The organism is Streptomyces sp. Root431 (genome assembly GCF_001426585.1).
Lineage (GTDB): Bacteria > Actinomycetota > Actinomycetes > Streptomycetales > Streptomycetaceae > Streptomyces > Streptomyces stackebrandtii.
In genome coordinates this window covers 569,391-592,970 of the sequence record NZ_LMEI01000009.1, presented here as the reverse complement: position 1 = coordinate 592,970, position 23,580 = coordinate 569,391, and the positions used below count along the sequence as shown (strand labels likewise).

Below are 23,580 nucleotides of genomic sequence, written 5' to 3'. Positions count from 1 at the left end.
CATGACGGGGTTCCCACCGGCGGCGGCAGCGGGCAGACGGGGGTCGGATCGATGAGCTCGGTGACCGCGACGAAGCGGCCCGGCGGGACGCGGACACCGCGGACCGTCCGCACGGCACGCCCCAGGGGACCCGACTTCGGCGCCTGGTTCCTGGTGCTCCCGGCGCTCCTGCCGATCCTCGTCCTCAGCGTCGGCCCGCTCCTCTACGGCATCGCGCTCGCCTTCACCGACGCGCAGTCCGGCCGCACCCAGGAGACCCGCTGGATCGGCGCCCTCAACTTCCAGGACCTCCTCCACGACACCCTCTTCTGGGACTCCTTCCGCATCGGCCTGCTCTGGGCCGTCGGAGTCACCGTCCCCCAGTTCCTGCTCGCCCTCGGCCTCGCCCTCCTCCTCAACCAGAAGCTCCGCTTCCGCTGGCTGGCGCGGGCGCTCGCGATCGTCCCCTGGGCGATGCCCGAGGTCGTCGTCGGCATCATGTGGCGGCTCGTCTACAACCCCGACGCGGGCATCCTCAACGAGACCCTCCGCGACCTCGGCCTCGGCCAGGGCCACGACTGGCTCTCCGGGCTCGCCACCGCCCTGCCCGCCGTGATCGTCGTCGGCGTCTGGGCCGGCATGCCGCAGACCACCGTCGCCCTGCTCGCCGGACTCCAGAACACCCCGCGCGAACTCCACGAGGCCGCCGCCCTCGACGGCGCCGGAGCATGGCGCCGCTTCCGCGCCGTGACCTGGCCCGCGCTGCGACCCGTGGCCCTCGCCATCACCGCGCTCAACCTCATCTGGAACCTCAACTCCTTCGCCCTGGTCTACGTCCTGACCAACGGCGGACCGGGCGGCCGGACCCGGCTCCCCATGCTCTTCGCCTACGAGGAGGCCTTCCGCTACGGCCAGTTCGGCTACGCCGCCGCGATGGGCTGCGTCATGGTCGCCGCCGTCTCGGTGCTCATCGCCTTCTCCCTCGTACGACGGCTGAAAGGGGACCAGGACCGGTGAGCGCCCTCCGGACGAGCAGACCCGCGCGGATCGGCCAGTACCTCGCCCTCCTCGCCTACCTGGTCTTCCTCGCCTTCCCCTTCCTCTGGCTGGTCTCCACCGCCTTCAAGCCCGCCCCCGAGCTGGCCTCGCTCCACCCCACCTGGATCCCCCGGGAGCCGACCCTCGCCAACTTCCGGCAGGCCTTCGACGAGCAGCCGCTGCTCAGCGCCGCCGGGAACAGCCTCGTCGCCGCCCTCGCCGCGGCCCTGATCGCCGTGCTCGTCGCGACCCCGCTCGCCTACGTGACCGCCCGCCACCGGGGCCGGCTCGCCGGCGCGGCCACCGGCTGGGTCGTGATCAGCCAGGCCTTCCCCTTCGTCCTGGTGATCATCCCGCTCTTCCTGATCCTGAAGAACCTGCACCTCGTCAACAGCGTCCCCGGCCTCGTCATGGTCTACGTGGTGTGGTCGCTGCCCTTCGCGCTCTGGATGCTCATGGGGTACGTCAGGGCCGTGCCGGCCGAACTGGAGGAGGCCGCGGCCGTCGACGGCGCCGGGAGGATCCGTACCCTCGTCTCCGTCACCGCCCCGCTGCTCGTCCCCGGCGTCGTCGCCACCGCCCTCTTCGCCTTCGTCACCGCCTGGAACGAGTTCTTCTTCGCCCTCGTCCTGCTCAAGACCCCCGAGAAGCAGACCCTGCCGGTCGTCCTCACCCACTTCCTCGGCGCCGAGGGCGTCGCCGACCTCGGCCCGCTGGCCGCCGCGGCCTTCCTCGCCACCCTGCCCTCCCTCGTCGTCTTCGCCGTCCTCCAACGCCGGATCACCGGCGGCATGCTGACCGGGGCGGTGAAGTCATGAGAGGACGCCTCCTCACCCTGACCGCCGCGCTCGCCCTGCTCCTCACCGGCTGCGCAGGCGGCGACGAGCGGCCCGACGACGGCGTCGTACGCCTCCGCTTCCAGTCCCTCGCCTGGCAGAAGGAGTCCGTCGACGCCAACAAGCAGCTCGTGGCGGAGTGGAACGCCACCCACCCCGACGTCCAGGTCGACTACGTCCAGGGCAGCTGGGACTCCGTCCACGACCAGCTCCTCACCTCCTTCGAGGGCGGCGAGGCGCCCGACATCATCCACGATGCCTCCGACGACCTCGGCGACTTCGCCTACGGCGGCGACCTCGCCGATCTGCGCCCGCTGCTGCCCGAGCGGCTGCGCGCCGACATCCCCGCCCGCAGCTGGGAGACCACCACCTTCGGCGAGGGGATCTACGGCATCCCCTTCCTCCAGGAACCCCGCGTGATCATCGCCAACCGGAAGATCCTGGAGTCCTCCGGCGTCCGCGTCCCCACCCCCGAGAAGCCCTGGACCTGGAGCGAGTTCCGGCAGGTCGCCCGCGACCTCACCACCGCCATGGGCCCCGGCCGGTACGCCGTCGCCTGGCCGCTCAAGGAGCCCGTATCCGTCAGCCTCAACCTCGGCGTCTCGGCCGGCGGCAGCCTCTTCCACCGGGGTACGGACGGCCGGATCACCGTCGACTTCACCGAGGCCGACGCCGTCGTCACCGGCACCGTCCACGACCAGGTCGTCGTCGACCGCACCGCCCCGCGCACCACGCTCGGCAGCGGCGGCTCCGACACCCTCCCCGGCTTCTTCGCCGGCAAGTACGCCATGGTCCCGCTGGGCTTCGCCTACCGGCAGCAGATCGCCCAGCAGGCTCCCAAGGGCTTCGAGTGGACGGTGCTGCCCGCCCCCGCCGGGAGCGAGGGGCTCGCCCAGGGCGTCTCCCCGCAGACCCTGTCGATCGCCGAGGACAGCCCGTACAAGAAGGAGGCGGCCGCCTTCCTCGACTTCTTCCTGCGCCCGGAGAACATGGTGCGGCTCGCCCGCGGCGACTGGATGCTGCCCACCGGCACGGCCGCGCTCGCCGACCCCTCCCTCCACACCGCGCGGGACGGCTGGGCGACCGGCGCCGAGATCGCCGAGCGGCTGAGGCCGGCTCCCGCGCAGGGCGTGCGCGGCTATCCGGAATGGAAGGACAAGGTGGCGACCCCGGCCTTCCAGGAGTACTACAGCGGGGCCATCGACGGCGCCGAACTGCGCCGGAGGCTGGTGGAGGACGGCAACCGGGTCCTCGCCCGCTATCAGCGCAAATGATGGATTCGTGATTACGAAACCTTGTTGAATAAGTCACAGATGGGTGAAGGGTCTTCTCCGGATCGCTCCCATCGGCGAGTGTTCGAACCGGCCACCGTGCCGCCCCCCACGAGGCGCGGTGGCCGCCCTAAGGTGAACCCATGGCGACGACATACGCGGCCCTCCTCCGCGGCATCAACGTGAGCGGACACCGCAAGGTGCCCATGGCGGAGCTCCGTTCCGTCCTGGAAGGCCTCGGCCACCGGAACGTCCGCACGTACCTCCAGAGCGGGAACGCCGTCTTCACCACGGACACGGACGCCACCGAGGACGAGCTCACGACCGCGCTCGAAGACGCGATCGAGCGCCACTTCGGCTTCCGCGTCGACTGCCTCGTCCGCGACGGCGACTACCTCACGGCCGTCGCCGAGGCCTGCCCCTTCCCGGCCGCCGAACTGGAGGGCAAGCAGCTTCACGCGATCTACTACTCCGGACCCGCCGAGCCCGAACGCTTCGCCGCGATCGACCGGGAGGCCTACCGGCCGGAGGAGTTCGCCCTCGGCGACCGCGTGCTCTACCTCTACGTCCCCGACGGCCTCGGGCGGTCCAAGCTGGGCGACGTCGTGACCCGCCCGTCCCTCACCAAGGGCCTCGTCGCCACGGCCAGGAACTGGAACACCGTGGTCAAGCTGATCGAGATGACCCACGAGGACTGAAGCCCAAGTGGCCCACCCCGAGGGCCTCGGATTGGCCCAGGGCGACGGGCCACCCCCTGGCTAGATTCACCTGCATGACGAGCACCACGACACCGCCCCGCACCACCGTCGACTTCTACTTCGACCCCGTCTGCCCCTTCGCCTGGATCACCTCCCGCTGGATGCTGGAAGTCGAACGCCACCGGCCGATCGACCTCCGCTTCAAGGTCATGAGCCTGTACTTCCACAACGAGGGCAACACCCTGCCCGACTGGTACCGCGAGCTCGTCGACGCCTCGATCGGCCCCGTACGCGTGGCGGCGGCCGCCGCCGAGCAGCACGGCGAGGACATCCTCCGCCCGCTCTACACCGCCTACGGAACCCGCATCCACGAGAAGAAGCAGAAGGACTTCGACGCCGTGATCGCCGAGTCCCTCACCGAACTCGGCCTCCCGCCCGAACTCGCCGCCGCCGCCCACGACCCGGCGTACGACGAGCCTCTCCGCCGCAGCCACGACACGGGCAAGGACCCCGAAGCGGAGGCATACGTCGGCACCCCGACGATCCACGTCGACGGCACCGTCTGGTTCGGCCCGGTCCTCCGCGCCGTCCCGCGCGGCGAGAAGGCCGCCGAACTCTTCGACAGCTTCCGCGTCCTGGCCGCCCACCCCGACTTCTTCGAACTGAAGAGGACCCGCACGGGCGGCCTGGACTTCGGCTGACGTCCCGTCTCCTCAGCGGCCGGAACCCGAGGGTTCGACCGAGCAGTCGCTTCCGGTCGCGACGACCCGGTGCCGGGTCACCGTGCCGTCCCCGGCGAGGGCGTAGACGTCGCCGTCGGACAGCGTGCGCAGGCCGACGGCGGGGACCTCCGAGCGCTCGACCGTGCCCGTCGGCGCCATGGCCGCGAGCCTGCCCTCGGAGAGGAACACCCCGCAGCCGCCGGTGGCGCCGAGCCCGCCGCCGCTCGACGTGCCCGCCTTGGCCGTCCGGCTCCCGGCGTTCTCCGTCACCTGGACGGACTGGGTGTCCTCACGACCGCGGCCCGCCGAATAGGTGCCGAACACGGTGGCGCTCCGCGACATGGCGCACTCGCTGGAGAAGTCCCCGAGGTCCCGGACCCTGCGGCCCGAACCGAGGGTGAAGAGGGCCGGCTTCTCGCCCACGGTGGCGGCCCGGTCGGCGGCGGGGTCGAGGCAGCCGACGGATCCGGGAAGCCGGTCGGCGGTGAGCCGGGGCCGGCCGGCCGTCCCGCCGGGGACGTCGAAGAGGTAGGCGGACCAGCGTGGGGCGGACTCGTCGCCCGTGGCCACCGACACCGCCAGAGTGCGGCCGTCGGCGGACTGCGTGCCCATCGAGTCCTTGAGCTCTCCCTGCAGGCTCAAGGACTGCCTCCTGGCCCCGTCCGACCAGGTGACCGACGAGCCGACGGTGGCGATCCAGTCGTCGGGACCGGAGCTCCAGTGCACATCGAGGCGACCGTTCGCGAATTCCTTCACGGTGGTTTCTCCGCGGTGCTTCCATATCGCCAGTGATTTCTTCTGCCCGGGATTTTCGGAGACGGGTGCGGAGATCACGGCGTCAGGGCATCGGTCGAGGCATTGGATATCGGAAGGGAAATTTCCGGAATGGGTCCACGACCGTGTGCCGTCGGAGCGGAATCCGGTGAGTATTTCCTTTTCGGTGTCGAACGTGATGTACCCGGCGGTGTCGCCCTCGACGAGGAGGAACCGGTTCTCCGCCGATTCCTCGGTGGCCGCCGGGGTGGGGGATCCGTCGCCTGTCGAGCATCCGGCCAGGACCGGGACGATCAGCAGGGCGGCGGCCGCCAGGCATGTGCGCGATCTCATGGTTCCCTCCGCGGGCGCGGACGGGCCCTGCCGGCCCGTCCGCGCTCACTCGCTACCTGGTGCGGGAGTGGGTCAGAAGGCGAAGGACTTGCCCTGGCACTCGACCGGCCAGCTGTTCATGTTGTACCAGCCGTGGCTGATGAGGCGGGTGCGCCCCTTCTTGGTGATCGGCTCACGGCCCACGCCCCAGGACGCGATGCCCCAGCTGTTGTTGTCCCAGGCCACCTCGTTCTTCTTCACCTCGACGTGCCCCCGGCGCGTCGTGCCGTCCAGGAGGTAGGTGACGTGGCTCAGGTCGCGGCGCGTCCTGTTGATGCCGTGGCTGGTCGGGAAGTTGAGGCGCTGCTTGTGCTTCCAGGTGGTCGACGTCTTGGCCACGTAGTAGCTGACCGTGCGGACGTTGCCGTCGGCGGAGGGCCCCAGGGCGGCCGAGCAGTTCACGGTGACGGTCCGGTCGGCCGCCATGGCCTGCGGAGCGGTGAGCGTGCCGATCGCCAGTGCGGCGACGACGGCGGGGGCCGATAAAATACTGACCCGGCGAAGCGTGATGTTCATTTCTTTCCCCTCTTGTTCGGTCGGTAATATCTTCCGGGTTTCCCGGGTTGCCGAACAAGGGAGTTGAGGAACATCTGAGGTTCTTGTGGCGCGCTTTTCCCGCTATTCCGCGTGGTGGGATTATGGATTTACGAATTCCGCTTCCGGGGCGCAGTCGTCCGGTATTCGTTCTCCGTCACCGCATGCCGGACGGTGGAGCTCAGGCGCTGTGGGCGACCGGCCGGCGTGCCGCGTGGGCGCCGTCGTACCGCTCCAGGAGGAGCGCGGCCAGTTCGGGGGAGGGGCCGAGCACGTCCGCCAGGACGTCCGCTTCGGCCGCGCCGGCGGCGATGCGGTCCGGGAGCCTGCCCGGGGCGATCACGTACGGGGCGACGGCCACCCGCCGGACGCCCGGGTCGGTACGGAGGGACCGGACGGCCTCCTCCGTACGCGGAAGAGATGCGGAGGCGAACGCGGGCCGCACGGAGCACCAACCGGTGCGCCGCAGCTCCCGCGCCGTTTCTGCGATCACCGCGATCGCCTCCGGGTCGCTGGAGCCCGCCGAGGCCAGGACGACCCCGGTCGTGCTCTTGTCGCCGGGCGTGAGCCCGGCCTCGTACAGCCGCCGTTCCACCGCTTCGATGAGCAGGGGGGAGGGTCCGAGGACCTCCGCCTGCCGGATCCGCAGGGACGGCGGGGCCTGCCGCAGGACGGCGGGGATGTCGGCCTTCGCGTGGAAGGCCCGGGTGAGCAGCAGCGGCAGCGCCACCACGTCCCGTACGCCGTCGGCGGCGAGCCGGTCGAGGACCCCCGTGACCGACGGCAGGTTGAAGTCCAGGAACGCCGTCTCCACGCGCAGCCCCGGCCGCAGCGCGCCGGCCCGGCGCACGAGCGCCTGGACGGTCGCCGCGTGCCGCGGGTCGCGGCTGCCGTGGGCGATGACGAGGAGGACGGTGCGGTTCATGGAGGGCTCAGCTCTTCGTCAGCAGACCGCGGCGGCGGAGCACCGTGCGCTCCAGCGGGCTGAAGATCAGCAGGTCGATGGCGATGCCGACGACCAGGATCAGGATGATCGCGAGGAAGATCCCGGCCATGTCGATGTTGTTGCGGCCGTACTCGAGCAACTGGCCGAGACCGAGCCCCAGGTCGGGGGAGGACGCGATGATCTCCGCGGCCATCAGCGAGCGCCACGAGAACGCCCAGCCCTGCTTGAGACCGGCCAGGTAGCCGGGGAGCGCGGCCGGCATCACGATGTGCCAGGCGCCCTTGAGACCGGTCGCGCCGAGCGTCTGGCCGGCCCGCAGGTAGAGCGGCGGGACCTGGTCGACGCCCGCGACGAGGCCGTTGGCGATCGAGGGGACGGCGCCCAGCAGGATCACCGCGTACATCATGCTGTCGTTGAGGCCGAGCCACAGGACGGCGGGTGCCACCCAGGCGACCGAGGGCAGGGACTGCAGACCGGAGAGGATCGGGCCGATCGCCGCGCGCACGAACTTCACCCGGGAGACCAGCAGTCCCAGCGGGGTGCCGATGGCGAGCGCCATGAGGAAGCCGAGCAGGGCCCGGGACACGCTGGTCCACAGGACGTCGAGGAGCGTGCCCTCCAGCCACATCGTGGTCAGGCTGTCCCAGACCGCGGACGGGGCGGGGAGCTTGTACTCGTCGGTGACCTTGCCCCAGACCAGCAGCTGCCACACGACCAGGATCAGCGCGACCGCGATGACCGGCGGGAGCACCTTCTTGACGAGGACCTCGCGGACCGGGGTCCGCCGGATCTGCACGCTGTCCAGGGCGTCCAGACCGGCTTCCAGGCCGGCGAGGTCGTCGGCCTTCGGTGCCTTCGGGCTGGTTTCAGTGCTGGCCATGACGGCGGATCTCCCCACGCAGGTGCTCGGTGATCTCGAGGGACAGCTCCGCGACGTCGGAGTCCTCGATGCGGCGCGGCTGAGGGATGTCGATGGTCCACTCGTGGGCGATCCGGCCCGGCCGGGACGAGAGGAGGACGACGCGCTCGGCCAGCCGCACGGCCTCGCGGACGTTGTGGGTGACGAAGAGCACCGACAGCTTCGTCTCGCGCCAGATCCGGGTCAGCTCGTCGTGCAGCACGTCCCTGGTGATGGCGTCGAGCGCGGCGAACGGCTCGTCCATCAGGAGCAGGTCGCTGTCCTGGGCGAGCGCGCGGGCCAGGGCGACCCGCTGGCGCATGCCGCCGGACAGCTCGTGCACCCGCTTGCCGTACGAGCCGCCGAGCCGGACGAGGTCGAGCAGCCGCTCGGCCTCCTCGCGCCGCTCGGCCTTGGGCACCCCGCGCAGCCGCAGGGCCAGTTCGATGTTCTTGCCCGCGGTGAGCCACGGGAAGAGGGCGTGCTCCTGGAACATCAGGGCCGGCCGGCCGCCGGGGGTCTCGATGGACCCCGCGGACGGCCGGTCGAGCCCGGCGACCAGGTTGAGCAGCGTGGACTTGCCGCAGCCCGAGGCGCCCAGGAGGGTGACGAACTCGCCCGGGGCGACATCGAGCGTGATGTCGTCGAGGACGAGCTGCCCGCCGGCGGGTCCGCCGAAGGACTTGGAGACATGCTCGATACGGGCGGCATGGGTCACCGCCGCACGGTCCTCGGCCTTGGCGAGCGTCGCGGTCGTGGCCATGGTCGTCACCTCCTGGTGAAGCTGAACTCGGGCTGCTGCACTGGTGTCTGACGCCTGGTTACTTGACGCCGAGACCGGCGTCGGAGACCTCGGGCTGCCCCGCGGCCTTCAGGACCTTGTTGAGCGGCTTCAGGTCGTAGATGCCGGACAGCTCGGGCTTCTCCAGGAGACCGGCCTTCACCGCGTGGTCCGCCTGTGCCTGGAGCGTGGCCGCCAGCGGGTCGTTGGTGAACTGGATGGACGGCCACGCGGCGTCGATCACCTTGTCACCGAGCGCCTTGCCGGAGAGCTTCTTGAGCTTGGCGTTGGCCGAGGCCTTCGCCTTGTCCGGGTTGGCGTTGATCCACTCGTTGGTCTTCACCGCACCGCGCAGGAAGGCCTCGACGACGTCCGGGTGGGCCGAGAGGAACTTCTGCGACACGATGATGTTGGTGATGACGAACTTCTTGTCCGGCCAGATGTCGGACTCGTTGATCAGCACCTTCGCCCCGTCGCTGACCAGCTTCGACGCGGTCGGCTCCGGCACCCAGGCACCGTCGATGGCGCCGGAGGCGTAGGCGTTCGGGGTCACCTTGTTGTCCGTGCGGACCACGGAGACGTCGCCCTTGCCGCTCTGGGCGTCGACCTTCCAGCCCTTCTCGGAGATCCAGTTGAGGAAGGCCACGTCCTGGGTGTTGCCGAGCTGCGGCGTGGCGATCTTCTTGCCCTTGAGGTCGTCCAGGGTCTTGATCTTCGCCGGGTTCACGACGAGCTTCACGCCACCGGAGGCGGAGCCGCCGATGATGCGGAGGTTGGTGCCCTTGGTCTTGACGTAGCCGTTGATGGACGGCGAGGGGCCGATGAAGCCGATGTCGATCGAGCCCGCGTTGAGGGCCTCGATCTCGGACGGGCCGGCGTTGAAGGTGGTGGGCTTCAGCAGGGTGCCGCCCAGCTCCTTCTGGAGGAGGCCCTCCTGGTCACCCACCAGCGCGGTGGCGTGCGTGAGGTTGGGGAAGTACCCGAGCCGTACGGTGTCGGCGGAGAGCTTCTTGCCCTCGGCGGCCACCTTCTTCTCGTCGTTCTTGGCCTCGGAGCCGTAGCCGCAGGAGGCGAGTGCGCCGATCAGCAGCGGCAGGGCGGCGGCGGCGGCCAGGCCGCGGCGCAGGGTGGTACGGGTGGTGGCAGGCACGGGAAGTGTTCCCCTCGATGTCAACTTCTGCGAAGTCTGCGTCTATGTCGTTCGGGGTGGAGCGGGTGGAGCCGCGTCGCACCGCTCGCGCGGTGCGTGGAGGACGACGCGCAACATCGCGCCACACCTCCCTGGCCCGTGCCGAGGGTGCCGCCGCCCACGCGTCCACCCTCCTTGGCGAAGGTGGCGTAGATGTCCCGGAACATCAGAAGTCCCACCCTTCCTCGTCCTCGACGACCGCGACGGCCTTGGTGGTGGCGAAGGACTCGCCCGCCATGCCCGCCGCGAGCGTGGTGCCGTCCGCGGGGTCGATCAGCAGGAAGGAACCGGTACGGCGCGAGTCCGCGTACGCGTCGAGCGCGAGCGGCTCGGCCGTGCGCACGACGACCCGGCCGATGTCGTTGGCCACCAGCTGCCCGGGGTTCGGGTGCTGGGAGAGATCGTCCAGGGTCAGCCGCGAGGGGATCTCCTTGACGATCGCCTTGACCGTGCGGGTCGTGTGCTTGAGCAGCACCCGCTGGCCGACGGCGAGCGGCTGGTCCGCCACGTGGCAGACCGTCGCCTCGATGTCCTGGCTGGTCGCCGGGGCGTCACCGACCGGGGCGAGCAGGTCGCCGCGCGAGATGTCGATGTCGTCGGCGAGCCGGATCGTGACCGACTGCGGGGCCCAGGCGATGTCCACGGACTCGCCGAGCGCGTCGATCCCGCTGATCGTGGAGGTCTTCCCCGACGGCAGGACGGTGATCCGCTCGCCGACCCGGAAGGCACCGGCCGCGATCTGACCGGCGTAGCCCCGGTAGTCGGGGTGCTCGGCGGTCTGCGGACGGATCACGTACTGGACCGGGAAGCGCGCGTGGCAGGCCGTCAGGTCGTGGCTGACCGGGACCGTCTCCAGGTGCTCCAGGACCGTCGGGCCGCCGTACCAGTCCATGTTCGCGGACGGCTCCACGACGTTGTCGCCGGCGAGCGCCGAGATCGGGATCGCGGTGATCTCCGGGACGCCGAGCTCGGAGGCGTACGTCGTGAACTCCTCGGCGATCGCGGCGAAGACGGGCTCCTGGTAGTCGACCAGGTCCATCTTGTTCACGGCCAGGACCACGTGCGGGACGCGGAGCAGGGCGGCGACGGCCGCGTGCCGGCGGGTCTGCTCGACGACGCCGTTGCGGGCGTCGACGAGGACGACGGCCAGCTCGGCCGTCGACGCGCCGGTCACCATGTTCCGGGTGTACTGCACGTGCCCGGGGGTGTCGGCGAGGATGAACCGGCGGCGGGCGGTGGCGAAGTAGCGGTAGGCCACGTCGATCGTGATGCCCTGCTCACGCTCGGCCCGCAGGCCGTCGGTGAGGAGCGCCAGGTCGGGGGCCTCCTGGCCGCGCTTGATGGACGCGGCCTCGACGGCCTCCAGCTGGTCGGTGAGGACCGACTTGGAGTCGTGCAGGAGGCGGCCCACCAGCGTGGACTTGCCGTCGTCGACGGAGCCGGCGGTGGCGAAGCGCAGCAGGGTGGTCGCCGAGACGTCGGCGAACTCGGCGAACTGCTCGGTCGTGCTCGTCATGGCTAGAAGTACCCTTCGCGCTTGCGGTCTTCCATCGCGGCCTCGGACATCTTGTCGTCGGCGCGGGTCGCGCCCCGCTCGGTGAGGCGGGAGGCGGCGATCTCGGCGATGACGGCGTCGAGCGTGGTGGCGTCGGAGTCGACGGCACCGGTGCAGGACATGTCACCGACGGTGCGGTAGCGGATGAGCCGCTTCTCGACCGTCTCGGTGTCCTTGGGGCCGCCCCACTCGCCGGCGGTCAGCCACATGCCGCTCCGTGCGAAGACCTCGCGCTCGTGCGCGAAGTAGATCTCCGGCAGTTCGATGCCCTCGCGGGCGATGTACTGCCAGACGTCCAGCTCGGTCCAGTTGGAGAGCGGGAAGACGCGGACGTGCTCGCCGGGGGCGTGGCGGCCGTTGTAGAGCTGCCACAGCTCGGGGCGCTGGCGGCGCGGGTCCCACTGGGAGAACTCGTCGCGCAGGGAGAAGACGCGCTCCTTGGCGCGGGCCTTCTCCTCGTCGCGGCGGCCGCCGCCGAAGACGGCGTCGAAGCGGTGCTGCTGGATCGCCTCGGTGAGCGGGACGGTCTGCAGCGGGTTGCGGGTGCCGTCCGGGCGCTCGCGGAGCTTGCCCGCGTCGATGTACTCCTGCACGGAGGCGACGTGCAGCCGCAGGCCGTGCTCGGCGACGACGCGGTCGCGGTACTCCAGGACCTCGGGGAAGTTGTGCCCGGTGTCGACGTGCAGCAGCGTGAAGGGGACCGGCGCCGGAGCGAAGGCCTTCAGCGCCAGGTGCAGCATGACGATGGAGTCCTTGCCGCCGGAGAAGAGGATCACCGGCCGCTCGAACTCGCCCGCCACCTCGCGGAAGATGTGGACGGCCTCCGACTCCAGGGAGTCGAGGTGCGACAGCGCGAACGGGCTGTCGGTCGCCTCGTGGACGTTGACGACGGTGGTCACAGCAGACCCCTCTCGGTGAGCAGCGCGTGGAGCTGTGCCGCGGACTCCTGCACGGTCTGGTTCTGGGACTCGATCCGGAGATCGGGCGTCTCGGGGGCCTCGTACGGGTCGTCGACGCCGGTCAGGCCGCTGATCTCGCCGGCGGCCTGCTTGGCGTAGAGACCCTTCACGTCGCGGACCGAGCAGACCTCGACGGGGGTGGCCACGTGCACCTCGACGAAGGCGGTGCCCTCGGCGGCGTGGCGCTTGCGGACCGCCTCGCGGCTGTCGGCGTACGGGGCGATGACGGGCACCAGGACCTGCACGCCGTGCGAGGCGAGCAGTTCGGCGACGAAGCCGATGCGCTGCACGTTGGTGTGCCGGTCCTCGCGGGTGAAGCCGAGGCCCGCGGAGAGGAACTCGCGGATCTCGTCGCCGTCGAGGATCTCGACGCGGTGGCCTTCCTCGCGGAGGCGGCCGGCCAGCTCGTACGCGATGGTGGTCTTTCCGGCGCTCGGCAGGCCGGTGAGCCAGGTGGTGGCACCGGTCACGTGGATCTCCTGGGAGGTGTGGGAGGTCTGAGGGGTGGGGGTCATCAGCCGTGCAGCCCGCACTCGGTCTTGCCGCGGCCCGCCCAGCGTCCGGCGCGGGCGTCCTCGCCCTCCAGGACCCGGCGGGTGCAGGGGGCGCAGCCGACGGAGGCGTAACCGTCCGTCAGGAGCGGGTTGGTGAGGACACCGTGCTCCATGACGTACGCGTCGACGTCGTCCTGCGTCCAGCGGGCGATGGGGGAGACCTTGACCTTCCGCCGCTTCTCGTCCCAGCCGACGACCGGGGTGTTCGCCCGGGTCGGGGACTCGTCGCGGCGCAGGCCGGTGGCCCACGCGCTGTACGCGGTCAGGCCCTCCTCCAGCGGCTTGACCTTGCGCAGCGCGCAGCACAGGTCGGGGTCGCGGTCGTGCAGCTTCGCGCCGTACTCGGCGTCCTGCTCGGCCACGGTCTGACGAGGCGTCAGGGTGATGACGTTGACGTCCATGACGGCGTCGACGGCGTCCCGGGTGCCGATGGTCTCCTCGAAGTGGTAGCCCGTATCGAGGAAGACGACGTCCACACCGGGCCGGACCCGCGAGGCCAGGTGGGCGACGACCGCGTCCTCCATGGAGGAGGTGACGCAGAACCGCGCACCGAAGGTGTCGACCGCCCACCGGAGGATCTCCAGCGGCGAGGCGTCCTCCAGGTCACGGCCGGCCTGCTCGGCGAGTGCCTTGAGGTCGGCCGCGGTGGCGTCCTGATCGATCTGGGTGACCGTCATATCTGTTCCCTCCCAGGGGTGTTGCCCGAAGTGCCCGGGGCGAGCAGCCCCAGGAACTTCAACTGGAAGGCTCGGCTGCACGCGGCGCATTCCCAGGCGCCGTGACCCTGCTCGTTGGGGCGCAGGTCCTCGTCCCCGCAGTAGGGGCAGTGGAACGGCGCGGCTCGCTCGCTCATGACAGCGACTCCTCGGAGGCGCGGGCCGTCCAGGTCGCGAAGCGCTCGCCGTCCTCGCGCTCCGCCTGGAAGCGCTTGAGGACCCGCTCCACGTAGTCGGGGAGCTCGGCCGCGGTGACCTTGAGGCCGCGGACCTTGCGGCCGAAGCCGGCCTCCAGGCCGAGCGCGCCGCCCAGGTGGACCTGGTAGCCCTCGACGCGGTTGCCGTCGTCGTCCAGGACCAGCTGGCCCTTGAGGCCGATGTCCGCGACCTGGATGCGGGCGCAGGCGTTCGGGCAGCCGTTGATGTTGATCGTCAGCGGCTCGTCGAAGTCCGGGACCCGGCGCTCCAGTTCGTCGATGAGCGAGGCGCCGCGGCCCTTCGTCTCGACGATCGCGAGCTTGCAGAACTCGATGCCGGTGCAGGCCATCGTGCCGCGCCGGAACGGCGAGGGGGTGACCCGCAGGTCCAGCGACTCCAGGGCGGAGACGATCCCCTCGACCTGCGCCTCCTCGACGTCGAGGACGAGCATCTTCTGCTCGGCGGTGGTGCGGACGCGGCCCGAGCCGTGGGCCTCGGCGATCTCGGCGATTTTCGTCAGGGTGGCGCCGTCGACCCGGCCGACGCGCGGCGCGAAACCGACGTAGAACCGGCCGTCGTTCTGCCGGTGCACACCGACGTGGTCACGCCACTGGCCGGCCGGCTGCTCGGGGGCGGGGCCGTCCGAGAGCTTGCGCTTGAGGTACTCGTCCTCGAGGACCTGGCGGAACTTCTCCGGGCCCCAGTCGGCGACGAGGAACTTCAGCCGGGCGCGGTTGCGCAGCCGGCGGTAGCCGTAGTCGCGGAAGATCGAGATGACGCCCTCGTACACGTCCGGGACCTCGTCGAGCGAGACCCAGGTGCCGAGCCGGACGCCGAGCTTGGGGTTGGTGGACAGACCGCCGCCGACCCACACGTCGAAGCCGGGGCCGTGCTCCGGGTGGCGCACGCCGACGAACGCGATGTCGTTGATCTCGTGCGCCACGTCGAGCAGCGGCGAGCCGGAGATCGCGGACTTGAACTTGCGGGGCAGGTTGGAGAAGTCCTTGTTGCCCACGATCCGCCGGTAGATCTCGTCGATGGCGGGCGTGCCGTCGATGATCTCGTCCTCGGCGATCCCGGCCACGGGCGAGCCGAGGACGACGCGCGGGGTGTCGCCGCAGGCCTCGGTGGTCGACAGGCCGACCGCCTCCAGGCGGTTCCAGATCTCGGGGACGTCCTCGATGCGGATCCAGTGGTACTGGACGTTCTGCCGGTCGGTGATGTCGGCCGTGCCGCGCGCGAACTCCTCGGAGATCTCACCGATCACCCGGAGCTGCTGCGTGGTCAGCCGGCCGCCGTCGATGCGGACCCGGAGCATGAAGTACTCGTCGTCCAGCTCCTCCGGCTCCAGGACGCCCGTCTTGGTGCCGTCCAGACCCTGCTTGCGCTGGGTGTAGAGGCCCCACCAGCGCATGCGGCCGCGCAGGTCGTTGGGGTCGATGGAGTCGAAACCGCGCTTCGAGTAGACCGTCTCAATGCGTGTCCGCACATTGAGACCGTCGTCGTCCTTCTTGAACTGCTCATTGCCGTTCAGCGGGGTGAAGTGCCCCACGGCCCACTGACCCTCGCCACGGTGGCGCCCGGTCTTGCGGCGTGCGGCGGCGGGTGTGGGGTTTTCCGGGGTGGCGGCCATGGCGTTTTGTCCTTCGGGACTGCGAGAGGGCGGCTCTGACCTGCACACTCGCGCTGAGGTCAGAGGGTGGCGCGTCAGTGCGCAGCAGGGTCGGGCAGAAGAGATATCGCGGCGGTGCTGGTGGTCTCAGCGCGCCGGACAGATGGCGCTGGACATGCGGCCGAGGTCGACGTGCCGCCGACTCACCAAGGCAGTTCCAGTTCCAGACATGACGGAAGCGTGTCACGGGACTTTGGACTCAGTCCAGCATCGTCCGCTATATGGACATTGGTGTCTCGTTCTGCGAGACGCTGTGTCGTGGGTCACGCGAAAGGGGCCCCCGAGGGGGCCCCTTTCCCGAGGTGAGTACGTGCCTCAGGCGTGGGCGCCGGGCCAGGGGCCGGGGGTCTCCGACTCCTCGACCTCCTCCACCTTCGTGTCGAAGAGCCGGAAGCCGCGCCGCTCGTAGTTCGCCATCGCGTGCGGGCCGTCGAGCGAGCAGGTGTGCAGCCACACGCGCTTCGTGGCCTCGCGCTCGGGCCACCGCTCGGCCAGGTCCCAGGCGCGCCGCACGCCCTCGGAGAGGAGGTGACCGCCGATCCCGCGTCCCCGGAAGGCCGGGATCAGGCCGAAGTAGACGATCTCCACGACACCGTCGGGCTGCGGGTCGAGCTCCACGTACCCGGCCGGCGTCCCCCGGTCGTACGCCACCCATATCTCGGCACCCGGCTTCTCGACGATCTCCTGCCACTGCTTGTACGTGAGCGGCAGGCGGTCGTTCCAGCGGATGTCGCCGCCGACCGCCGTATAGAGGAAGCGGCTGTACTCCGCCGAGGGCACCGCGGCCCGGGCGATCGTGATGTCGTCGCCCTCCGGGGTGCGGGCGGGGCGGAGATCGGACGGCGAGGTCTGTTCGAGGGACCAGGTGGTGAGCGTGATGTGCATGGGCTCATGGCATCACGAGCCCGCGCGGGGAGTCGACCGGGGGCGCCGCTTCCCCGCCGCTCGGTGGGCAGGATGTCCAAGGAGTGGGACGGTGCGATGGCGGGACGTCTAGAAGGGGTCGTTCAAGGCGCCCTGCGCGAGGTCCGCGAGGATCGCGCGCAGCCAGGGGCTGCGAGCGGCCGGCAGCCGGACCAGGGTGTGCTGGAACGTTCCCGAGTCGGCCCGGAACCGGTGGAGGGGGAGCAGCGGGAGGGGGTCGTCACGGAGGACGTCCAGGGGGAGGCGGCCCGTCGAGGGAAGAGGAAGGGGCGGCTGGGGAGAGTCCAGCCACAGCCACACCCCCAGCGGCAGGGGCACCCGGTACGCCGACGCGGACGGGCCGACGGGGCTCCAGGTCTCGCCTGTCCGGGGATGGACCGGTACGAGGAGGATGTCGGCGCCCGCGTCGGGGGAGGGCCGCCCCGGTCCGGCCAGGACGGCGCGCTTCGGGGGACCCGCGGGCAGCAGGGCGTCGAGCGCTTGCTGGAACACGTCCGCGGTCAGACCGCCCGGGACCTCCACCGGCTGTCCCTGGGAGGCGACCAGCAGGTGGGCGAGCGCGTGGCCGGCTGCCGCCTCCCACTGCGGACTCCACGACCAGGAGTGTTCCGACCCCACGGACGGCCCCGCCCACGTGGCGATCGGCTCGAAGGGAGGCGTCTTCTCCCCTTCCTCCGCCAGTTCCGCCCAGGAGAGGGGTGCGGCGGGGACACCGTCGACGGGCACGCGGCGCACCGCGTCCGGGCTGAGCCGCACCGCCTGCCAGAGCGAGCAGTCGTCGATCCTGGCCGCCACGGGCAGATCGCACGTCCCGCAGGCCATGTTGGGCCCGTCGGCCCCGTCGAGGCCACAGCAGGCGATGCTGCGCGTCTCGGGGATCAGCCGGGTTCCACGGATGTCACCGGGCGCGATGACACTCGCCCCGGGCGTGCCGTCGGACAGGCAGCGGACCGGCGCGTGGATGCCCCGTGCCTCCGCCTCACCCGGATCGATCTCGTCCCACATCCGCCACGGCCCACCCCAGGGATCCGGGTCCACGGCGAACGTCCCCGACTCCATGAGCACCGGAAGCTGGGCCGCGTTCCCGTACTTCTGACGGGCGTGGATCGGCAGCGAGACCTGAGACAGCGGGGCGGTCAGCTCGGAGCCGCACCCCGCACACACGAAAACGAACAAATGTCCTCCGCCTGGGCAACAGGCGGATTTTCGCAGGTCGCCGAAGGTCGGCCAACACGTTTTCTCATGGGGCCACCCCCTACGCCTTACGCGTCCCCGGCCGTCCGTGCCGCACTGACGGCCGGGGCCGTGGAGTGGGGCAGCAGGTCCGCCGGGCGTTCCGGGCGGAGGATCTCCACGGCGACCTCCTCGCGGAAGCGGTACGGGCGGTGTGCCAGGACGCCCGCCAGGTTGCGGCGTACCCGGGACATCTCGGCCCGGACGGTCACCGTTCTCGTACGGTCCCCGAACACGTCGTCCGCCAGCTCCGCCGCCGTCCGGCCGTCGCGGTGGAGTGCCAGGACATAGAGGAGCTCCGCATGCCGGGGGCTGAGCTCCTGCTGCCAGCTGCCCGCCTCCCCCGAGACGTCCACCGTCCAGCGGCGCGGCCGGCTCAGGTCGAGGACCACGCGGCTCGCCGCGGCCGCGCCGGGGTCCACCGGCCGGGCCTCCTCCTCGACCCGCAGCAGCCAGCCGCCGGGCAGCGGCTCCACCGCGCACACGCCGAGCGAGGGCAGCCACACCCGGCCCGCGCGGAAGGACTTGGGCAGCGGGATCCGGTCCACCGGCGCGAGACCGGTCACCGCCGCCGTCCAGCCGTGGACGTCGACCGCCACGGCCCGCCCGCCCACCCGGCACAGGATCGGCGCGGCCACGGCCCGCAGCCGCTCGACCGACCGCCGGTGCCGCTCCCGCATCTCGGCCTCGGCGAGCTGGGCGACCGAGGCGACGAGGGCCAGCATCGCCGGATGGAAGCTGGACGCCGGTCCGCTCACGTCGAGGATGCCCAGGAGCCGCTGGTCGCGCGGATCGTGCACGGGCGCGGCGGCGCAGGTCCAGTTGTGCAGCGCCTGTACGTAGTGCTCGGCGGAGTGCACCTGCACGGCCCGGCCCATCGCGAGCGCCGTGCCGACGGCGTTCGTCCCGGTCGTGTGCTCGGTCCAGGCCGCGCCCTCCTCCAGGCAGATGCCGTTCGCCTGGCGCAGCACCGCGAGGTTCCCCTGACGCCACAGCACCCGGCCGCTCTCGTCGGTGACCACCATGATCTGGAGGGAGGTGTCGGCGATGCCGGCGAGTCCGCCGCTGAGGGTCTGCATCACCTCGGACAGGAGCGTGCTCCTGCGCCGCTGTTCCAGCTCGTCCCGCTGGAGCAGCACGCTGCTCGTGCCCTGGTCGGGGTCGAGCCCCAGCCGGGCCATCCGCTGCCAGGACGCGTCGATGACCGCGCGGGGCGCGATCGGCGGCGTACGGCCCGCGAGGGTCTCGTCGCGGACGCGGTGGAGCAGCCGGGCGGCCTGGGCGGCGTCCATGGCGGCCAGCCGCTTCATGTCGAGCTGCGTGTTCTTCATCGGTCTCTCCCAGCCACCCGTGGTGCTGTATCGGTTCTGCACTGGGCAGATGTCCGGAGTGTCGCTGCCCATCGTGCCGTTCGGGGCCGCCCGGCGCGGCCCGGTTCGGGTAATCCTGCAACCCTTTGCAACTCTGGCGACCTACCGGCAACGTGCGTGAGGGTGGTGTGAGCGGCGGGTGGTGCCGTGTCGGCGCAGCACCACCCCCGCTTTTCCGCGCGTACCGACCTTGACGGGTCCACCCCTGGTGCGCGCGGCTCAACTTCCCGACGTACGGACATGTAGACGTACGGACGCGCAGAGGTACGTACGGTCCCTCGGAACGACACTCGGAACGGCCCTCGAAACGGCCTTCAGACCGTCACCCGCGCCCGCTCCACCACCGCCCGCAGGTCCAGCGTGTGCGCCAGCGTCCCGAACGTCGACCCCCCGTCCCCGCCGAGCCGCGACGCGCAGAACGCGTCCGCCACCTCCGGCGGCGCCCACCGCACCAGCAGCGCGCCCTGCAGCACCAGCGCCATCCGCTCGACGAGCCGTCGCGCCCGCGCCTCGATCCCGTCCAGATCGGCCAGTTCGACCAGCAGGTCCCGGATCGCCCGGTCGAGCCGGTGGTCCGCGCCCCGCGCCGCCCCCACCTCCCGCAGGAAGGCGTCGAAGGAGGCGGGCTCGGTCCGCAGCGCCCGCAGCACGTCGAGCGCCTGGACGTTCCCCGAGCCCTCCCAGACCGAGTTGAGCGGCGACTCCCGCAACAGCCGCGGCAGCCCCGACTCCTCCACGTACCCGTTGCCGCCCAGGCACTCCAGTGCCTCCGCCACCACCGGCGTACACCGCTTCGTCACCCAGTACTTCGCCGCCGGCACGGCGATACGGAGGAAGGCGCGCTCACGCTCGGCGTGGTTGCTGTCGCCGGTCTCGCCGGCGGCGTCGGTTGCGGTGGCGCCTTCGACGGCGTCGTAGGCTGCCGCGAGCCGCATGGCCAGGACCGTCGCCGCCTCCGACTCCAAGGCCAGATCGGCGAGGACGTTCCGCATGAGCGGCTTCTCGATCAGCACCCCGCCGAAGGCCTCGCGGTACGCGCAGTGGTGCACGGCCTGCGCCACCGCCTGCCGCATCAGCGCCGCCGAGCCGAGCACGCAGTCGAGCCGCGTCGCCGCGACCATGCCGATGACCGCCCGGACCCCGCGCCCCTCCTCGCCGACCCGGCGCGCCCACGTCGTCCCGTCGAACTCCACCTCGGCGGAGGCGTTCGAGCGGTTGCCCAGCTTGTCCTTCAGCCGCTGGATCGCGAACGCGTTGCGCGAGCCGTCGGGCAGGACCCGGGGGAGCAGGAAGCAGGTCAGCCCCGCCGGGGCCTGTGCCAGGACCAGGAAGGCGTCCGACATCGGCGCCGAACAGAACCACTTGTGCCCCGTCAGGACGTACTCCCCGTCGGCCGCCAGCGGACGCGCCTCCGTCGTGTTCGCCCGGACGTCGCTGCCGCCCTGCTTCTCCGTCAGCGCCATCCCCAGCAGGGCGCCCGGCTTCTCGGACACGGGACGCAGCCCCCGCTCGTACACGTGCGAGGTCGCCGCCGGCTCCCACACCTCCGCGAGCTCCGGCTCGGCGCGCAGCGCGGGCACCGACGCGTGCGTCATCGACAGCGGACAGACGTGCCCCGCCTCCGCCTGCGACACCACCAGGAGCCCGGCGGCCCGCCGGACATGACCACCCGGACGGCCCCACGCGTCGGTCAGCCCGGCCCCCACGGACTTGCCGAGCAGCCGGTGCCAGGCCGGGTGGAAGTCGACCTCGTCGATCCGGTTCCCGTACCGGTCGTGGGTCCGCAGCCGCGGCGGGTTCGTGTTCGCGAGCTCGCCCCACTCCCTGACCTGCTCGGACCCCGCCGCCCTGCCCAGCAGGCTCAGCTCCTCGCGGGCCTCCGCCAGGACCTCGGGCGCGAGGTGCCGATCGACCGCCTCCGCCAGCGTCCGATCGCCTGCGAAGACGTCGTATCCCACCAGGGGCGGAGCCTGGTTGGTCACGGTGTGGGTGCTCGCTGCCATGCCGATACGGTAAGCAGGTGCAGGCAGCAAGCGAAACACCCGATCGGCCCGAGCGGCGGCCCTGGAGCAGGCTCCACCGGGCGCGCGTCCTCTACCGCAACGTCTCCAAGCGGAAGATGGTGTGGCTCCTCGTCAAGGACACCGTCAACTCGTGCATCGAGTACCGGATCCTCGGCCTCGCCGCCGAGGCCGCGTTCTTCACGCTGCTGTCGCTGCCGCCGCTGCTCCTCGGCCTGATCGCCCTCCTCGGCTACGCCGACGACTGGACGAACACGGACACCGTGGCGAGCATTCAGGAGAACATCCTCCGCGCTGCCGGAACGGTCCTCTCCGACAGGGGGGTCGAGGACATCGCCAAACCGATCCTCGACGACGTCACCAAGGGCAAACGCCCCGAACTGATCTCCCTCGGCTTCGCCATCGCCCTCTGGTCCGGCTCGCGCGCGGTGAACGTCTTCATCGACACCATCACCGTCATGTACGGACTCGACGGCCACCGCGGCATCGTCAAGACCCGGCTTCTGGCCTTCCTGCTCTACATCGTGGCCCTGATCATCGGCGCCGTCGTGCTGCCCCTCGCCGTCGTCGGCCCCGACCGGGTCGTCGAACTGGTGCCCTGGGGGACGGAGGTCGTCGCCGTCCTGTACTGGCCGGCCGTCATCCTGCTCTCCATCGCCTTCCTCACGACGCTCTACCACGTGTCCGTACCCGTCAGATCGCCGTGGATCGAGGACATCCCCGGCGCGCTCGTCGCCCTCGGCATGTGGGTCCTCGGCAGCTTCCTGCTCCGCATCTACCTCACGAGCCAGGTCGAGGGCCCGACCATCTACGGCTCCCTGGCCGCGCCCATCGCCGTCCTCCTCTGGATCGGCATCTCCGCTTTCGCGGTCCTCGTCGGCGCCGCGGTGAACGCCGCCATCGACCGCGTCTGGCCCTCCGTCGCCACCGCCGCCGCCCGCGAGGCCAACGAGCGGGCCCGCGCCGTCCAGGCCGCCGAACTCGTCGCCCGCGTCCGCGCCGAGGCCGACGACGTCGACGAGGACGACCCGGACATGCCCTCCGAGTTCCCCGAGCGCTGGTCCAAGTTCCTGCCCCCGGACGACGTGAAGTCGCGCATCCATTCGGGGTGGGAGAAGGAATGAGCCGCCGCGTCGCCCCGACGTAGGCTCGAAGGATGTACGAGGAACGCCCGGCTCTGCTGACCGGAGCCGTCCTGTGGACCAGGACCCTGGCGGGGGTCTCGCGTCCGGCTCGTCCCGTCCTGCCCGACGGCTGCATGGACCTGATCTGGGCCGACGGCCGGCTCCTCGTCGCCGGGCCCGACACGCGGCCGTACGTCCCGGGCGAGACCGTCACGCGGTACGCGGGGATCCGCTTCGCCCCCGGAGAAGCACCCGCGATCCTCGGCGTACCGGCCCGAGAACTGTGCGACCGGCGGGTCCCTCTCGACGCGTTCTGGGGCGAGGCCGTGGCGCGACGCCTCGGCGAGCGGATCGCGGCGGCCCCCGACCCGGCCGCGGCCCTGGAGGCCCTGGCCCTGCGCAGGGCGGCCGACGCCCCGGCCCCCGACCCGCTGCTGCGGGCCGTCGTCGCCCGCCTCGACGCGGGCCGCCCGGTCGCCGAGACCGCCGACGCGGTCGGACTCGGCGCCCGGCAGCTGCACCGGCGGTCCCTGGACGCCTTCGGCTACGGACCCAAGACGCTCGCCCGGATCCTCCGCCTCCAGCGCGCCCTGACCCTGATCAGGGCCGGGGTGCCCTACGCCGATGCCGCCCTCCGCGCCGGCTGCGCCGACCAAGCCCATCTCGCGCGCGAGACGAGGGCCCTGGCCGGCACGACGCCGAGCGCTTACGAGGCGGCGGCCGGCGTGTCCGTCGGCGCGTCCGCGAACAGGGACACCCCGTTGCCGTCCGGGTCCAGGACCACCGCGTAACGCTGGCCCCAGACGGCGTCCCAGGGCTTCAGATGCCCGCCGTGGCCCGCGCCCACGAGCTCCTCGTACACCGCGTCCACGTCCTTCGGCGTGTCGCACCGGAAGGCGAGCTCGATCCGGTTCCCGCCCTCGGGGCGCTTCCAGGAGGGATCGAAGGAGCGCACGGTCTCCTCCGTGTCCCAGGCGATGCGCAGCCCGCCGGGCAGCGCGGCCTCCACGTGCGGGGCGTTCTCCGTCCCGGCGGGAATGTCCAGGCCGAGACGGCGATAGAAGGCCAGCGAGGCGGCCATGTCCGAGACCACGATGCCGACGAGGTCCAGACGGGGCGTGATGCGGGGTGCTGTGTCCATGCTTCGCACGCTAGGCGCTGCCGGACCGCGCGGTCTTGTACGAATCGGACGCGCGCGCCGGCCGGTCGAACCGAC

25 protein-coding genes are annotated in these 23,580 nt (G+C 71.3%); 7 read left to right on the top strand and 18 right to left on the bottom strand.

Annotated elements, in window-relative coordinates:
• Positions 1 to 51: 51 nt before the first annotated feature.
• The 5 genes from ASC82_RS16210 (at position 52) to ASC82_RS16190 (ending at position 4,523) form a co-directional block, all read left to right on the top strand.
• Positions 52 to 996 (top strand): sugar ABC transporter permease, encoded by a 945-nt coding sequence (locus tag ASC82_RS16210; protein ID WP_056647890.1) that lies wholly within the window; start codon positions 52 to 54, stop codon positions 994 to 996.
• Positions 993 to 1,835, top strand: coding sequence for a carbohydrate ABC transporter permease (locus tag ASC82_RS16205; RefSeq protein WP_056647887.1), 843 nt, complete (start codon positions 993 to 995; stop codon positions 1,833 to 1,835). The genes ASC82_RS16210 and ASC82_RS16205 overlap by 4 nt, the downstream gene beginning before the upstream one ends.
• A complete protein-coding gene (locus ASC82_RS16200; protein ID WP_056647884.1) occupies positions 1,832 to 3,127 on the top strand; it encodes an extracellular solute-binding protein in 1,296 nt (431 codons plus the stop codon). The genes ASC82_RS16205 and ASC82_RS16200 overlap by 4 nt, the downstream gene beginning before the upstream one ends.
• Positions 3,128 to 3,267: 140 nt before the next feature.
• Positions 3,268 to 3,822: a DUF1697 domain-containing protein gene (locus ASC82_RS16195; RefSeq protein WP_056647877.1), complete on the top strand. Its 555-nt coding sequence runs from the start codon at positions 3,268 to 3,270 to the stop codon at positions 3,820 to 3,822.
• 74 nt (positions 3,823 to 3,896) lie between these two features.
• Entirely contained in the window at positions 3,897 to 4,523 is a 627-nt protein-coding gene (locus tag ASC82_RS16190) for a DsbA family protein (protein ID WP_056647874.1), read from the top strand.
• Positions 4,524 to 4,535: 12 nt separating this feature from the next.
• Here ASC82_RS16190 and ASC82_RS16185 read toward each other — a convergent pair whose 3' ends face one another.
• From ASC82_RS16185 to ASC82_RS16110, 17 genes are all read right to left on the bottom strand, one after another.
• Positions 4,536 to 5,186, bottom strand: a complete 651-nt coding sequence (locus tag ASC82_RS16185; protein WP_157863468.1) for a hypothetical protein — start codon at positions 5,184 to 5,186, stop codon at positions 4,536 to 4,538.
• 537 nt (positions 5,187 to 5,723) lie between these two features.
• Positions 5,724 to 6,206: a hypothetical protein gene (locus ASC82_RS16180; protein ID WP_056647869.1), complete on the bottom strand. Its 483-nt coding sequence runs from the start codon at positions 6,204 to 6,206 to the stop codon at positions 5,724 to 5,726.
• 199 nt (positions 6,207 to 6,405) lie between these two features.
• Positions 6,406 to 7,149 (bottom strand): sirohydrochlorin chelatase, encoded by a 744-nt coding sequence (locus tag ASC82_RS16175; protein WP_056647867.1) that lies wholly within the window; start codon positions 7,147 to 7,149, stop codon positions 6,406 to 6,408.
• A 7-nt stretch (positions 7,150 to 7,156) separates the two neighbouring features.
• On the bottom strand, positions 7,157 to 8,050 hold the full coding sequence (locus ASC82_RS16170) for an ABC transporter permease (protein ID WP_056647865.1): 894 nt from the start codon (positions 8,048 to 8,050) through the stop codon (positions 7,157 to 7,159).
• On the bottom strand, positions 8,037 to 8,831 hold the full coding sequence (locus ASC82_RS16165) for an ABC transporter ATP-binding protein (RefSeq protein ID WP_056647864.1): 795 nt from the start codon (positions 8,829 to 8,831) through the stop codon (positions 8,037 to 8,039). The genes ASC82_RS16170 and ASC82_RS16165 overlap by 14 nt, the downstream gene beginning before the upstream one ends.
• 58 nt (positions 8,832 to 8,889) lie before the next feature.
• On the bottom strand, positions 8,890 to 9,999 hold the full coding sequence (locus tag ASC82_RS16160; protein WP_056647862.1) for an aliphatic sulfonate ABC transporter substrate-binding protein: 1,110 nt from the start codon (positions 9,997 to 9,999) through the stop codon (positions 8,890 to 8,892).
• A 205-nt stretch (positions 10,000 to 10,204) separates the two neighbouring features.
• The gene (locus tag ASC82_RS16155; RefSeq protein WP_056647859.1) at positions 10,205 to 11,554 is read right to left on the bottom strand and encodes a GTP-binding protein; all 1,350 of its coding nucleotides are present in this window, start codon (positions 11,552 to 11,554) and stop codon (positions 10,205 to 10,207) included.
• 2 nt (positions 11,555 to 11,556) lie between these two features.
• Positions 11,557 to 12,492: a sulfate adenylyltransferase subunit CysD gene (gene cysD / locus ASC82_RS16150; RefSeq protein WP_056647856.1), complete on the bottom strand. Its 936-nt coding sequence runs from the start codon at positions 12,490 to 12,492 to the stop codon at positions 11,557 to 11,559.
• Complete coding sequence (gene cysC, locus ASC82_RS16145) at positions 12,489 to 13,067, bottom strand: adenylyl-sulfate kinase (RefSeq protein ID WP_056647853.1); 579 nt, start codon at positions 13,065 to 13,067, stop codon at positions 12,489 to 12,491. The genes cysD and cysC overlap by 4 nt, the downstream gene beginning before the upstream one ends.
• Positions 13,067 to 13,783 (bottom strand): phosphoadenylyl-sulfate reductase, encoded by a 717-nt coding sequence (locus ASC82_RS16140; protein ID WP_056647851.1) that lies wholly within the window; start codon positions 13,781 to 13,783, stop codon positions 13,067 to 13,069. The genes cysC and ASC82_RS16140 overlap by 1 nt, the downstream gene beginning before the upstream one ends.
• Positions 13,780 to 13,959 (bottom strand): hypothetical protein, encoded by a 180-nt coding sequence (locus ASC82_RS16135; RefSeq protein WP_024757672.1) that lies wholly within the window; start codon positions 13,957 to 13,959, stop codon positions 13,780 to 13,782. The genes ASC82_RS16140 and ASC82_RS16135 overlap by 4 nt, the downstream gene beginning before the upstream one ends.
• Positions 13,956 to 15,653 (bottom strand): nitrite/sulfite reductase, encoded by a 1,698-nt coding sequence (locus ASC82_RS16130; RefSeq protein ID WP_056647848.1) that lies wholly within the window; start codon positions 15,651 to 15,653, stop codon positions 13,956 to 13,958. Before ASC82_RS16130 ends, ASC82_RS16135 begins: the two co-directional genes overlap by 4 nt.
• A gap of 126 nt (positions 15,654 to 15,779) precedes the next feature.
• Entirely contained in the window at positions 15,780 to 15,863 is an 84-nt protein-coding gene (locus tag ASC82_RS31465) for a putative leader peptide (RefSeq protein ID WP_312846743.1), read from the bottom strand.
• Positions 15,864 to 16,007: 144 nt separating this feature from the next.
• On the bottom strand, positions 16,008 to 16,577 hold the full coding sequence (locus ASC82_RS16125) for a GNAT family N-acetyltransferase (protein ID WP_056647846.1): 570 nt from the start codon (positions 16,575 to 16,577) through the stop codon (positions 16,008 to 16,010).
• A gap of 108 nt (positions 16,578 to 16,685) precedes the next feature.
• The gene (locus ASC82_RS16120) at positions 16,686 to 17,792 is read right to left on the bottom strand and encodes a hypothetical protein (protein ID WP_056647843.1); all 1,107 of its coding nucleotides are present in this window, start codon (positions 17,790 to 17,792) and stop codon (positions 16,686 to 16,688) included.
• An 86-nt stretch (positions 17,793 to 17,878) separates the two neighbouring features.
• Positions 17,879 to 19,180, bottom strand: a complete 1,302-nt coding sequence (locus ASC82_RS16115) for a helix-turn-helix domain-containing protein (RefSeq protein ID WP_056647840.1) — start codon at positions 19,178 to 19,180, stop codon at positions 17,879 to 17,881.
• Between the two features lie 353 nt (positions 19,181 to 19,533).
• Positions 19,534 to 21,222 carry an acyl-CoA dehydrogenase family protein gene (locus ASC82_RS16110; RefSeq protein WP_056647837.1) on the bottom strand — a complete coding sequence of 563 codons (1,689 nt, stop codon included), beginning with the start codon at positions 21,220 to 21,222 and terminating at the stop codon, positions 19,534 to 19,536.
• Between the two features lie 17 nt (positions 21,223 to 21,239).
• Between ASC82_RS16110 and ASC82_RS16105 the strand changes: the two genes are divergently transcribed.
• Positions 21,240 to 22,364, top strand: coding sequence for a YihY/virulence factor BrkB family protein (locus tag ASC82_RS16105; RefSeq protein WP_079039285.1), 1,125 nt, complete (start codon positions 21,240 to 21,242; stop codon positions 22,362 to 22,364).
• Between the two features lie 32 nt (positions 22,365 to 22,396).
• Positions 22,397 to 23,155, top strand: coding sequence for a helix-turn-helix transcriptional regulator (locus ASC82_RS16100; RefSeq protein ID WP_056647831.1), 759 nt, complete (start codon positions 22,397 to 22,399; stop codon positions 23,153 to 23,155).
• Here the strand turns inward: ASC82_RS16100 and ASC82_RS16095 are convergent.
• A complete protein-coding gene (locus ASC82_RS16095) occupies positions 23,071 to 23,487 on the bottom strand; it encodes a VOC family protein (protein WP_056648622.1) in 417 nt (138 codons plus the stop codon). The two genes, ASC82_RS16100 and ASC82_RS16095, sit on opposite strands and share 85 nt — an antisense overlap.
• Positions 23,488 to 23,580: the final 93 nt, after the last annotated feature.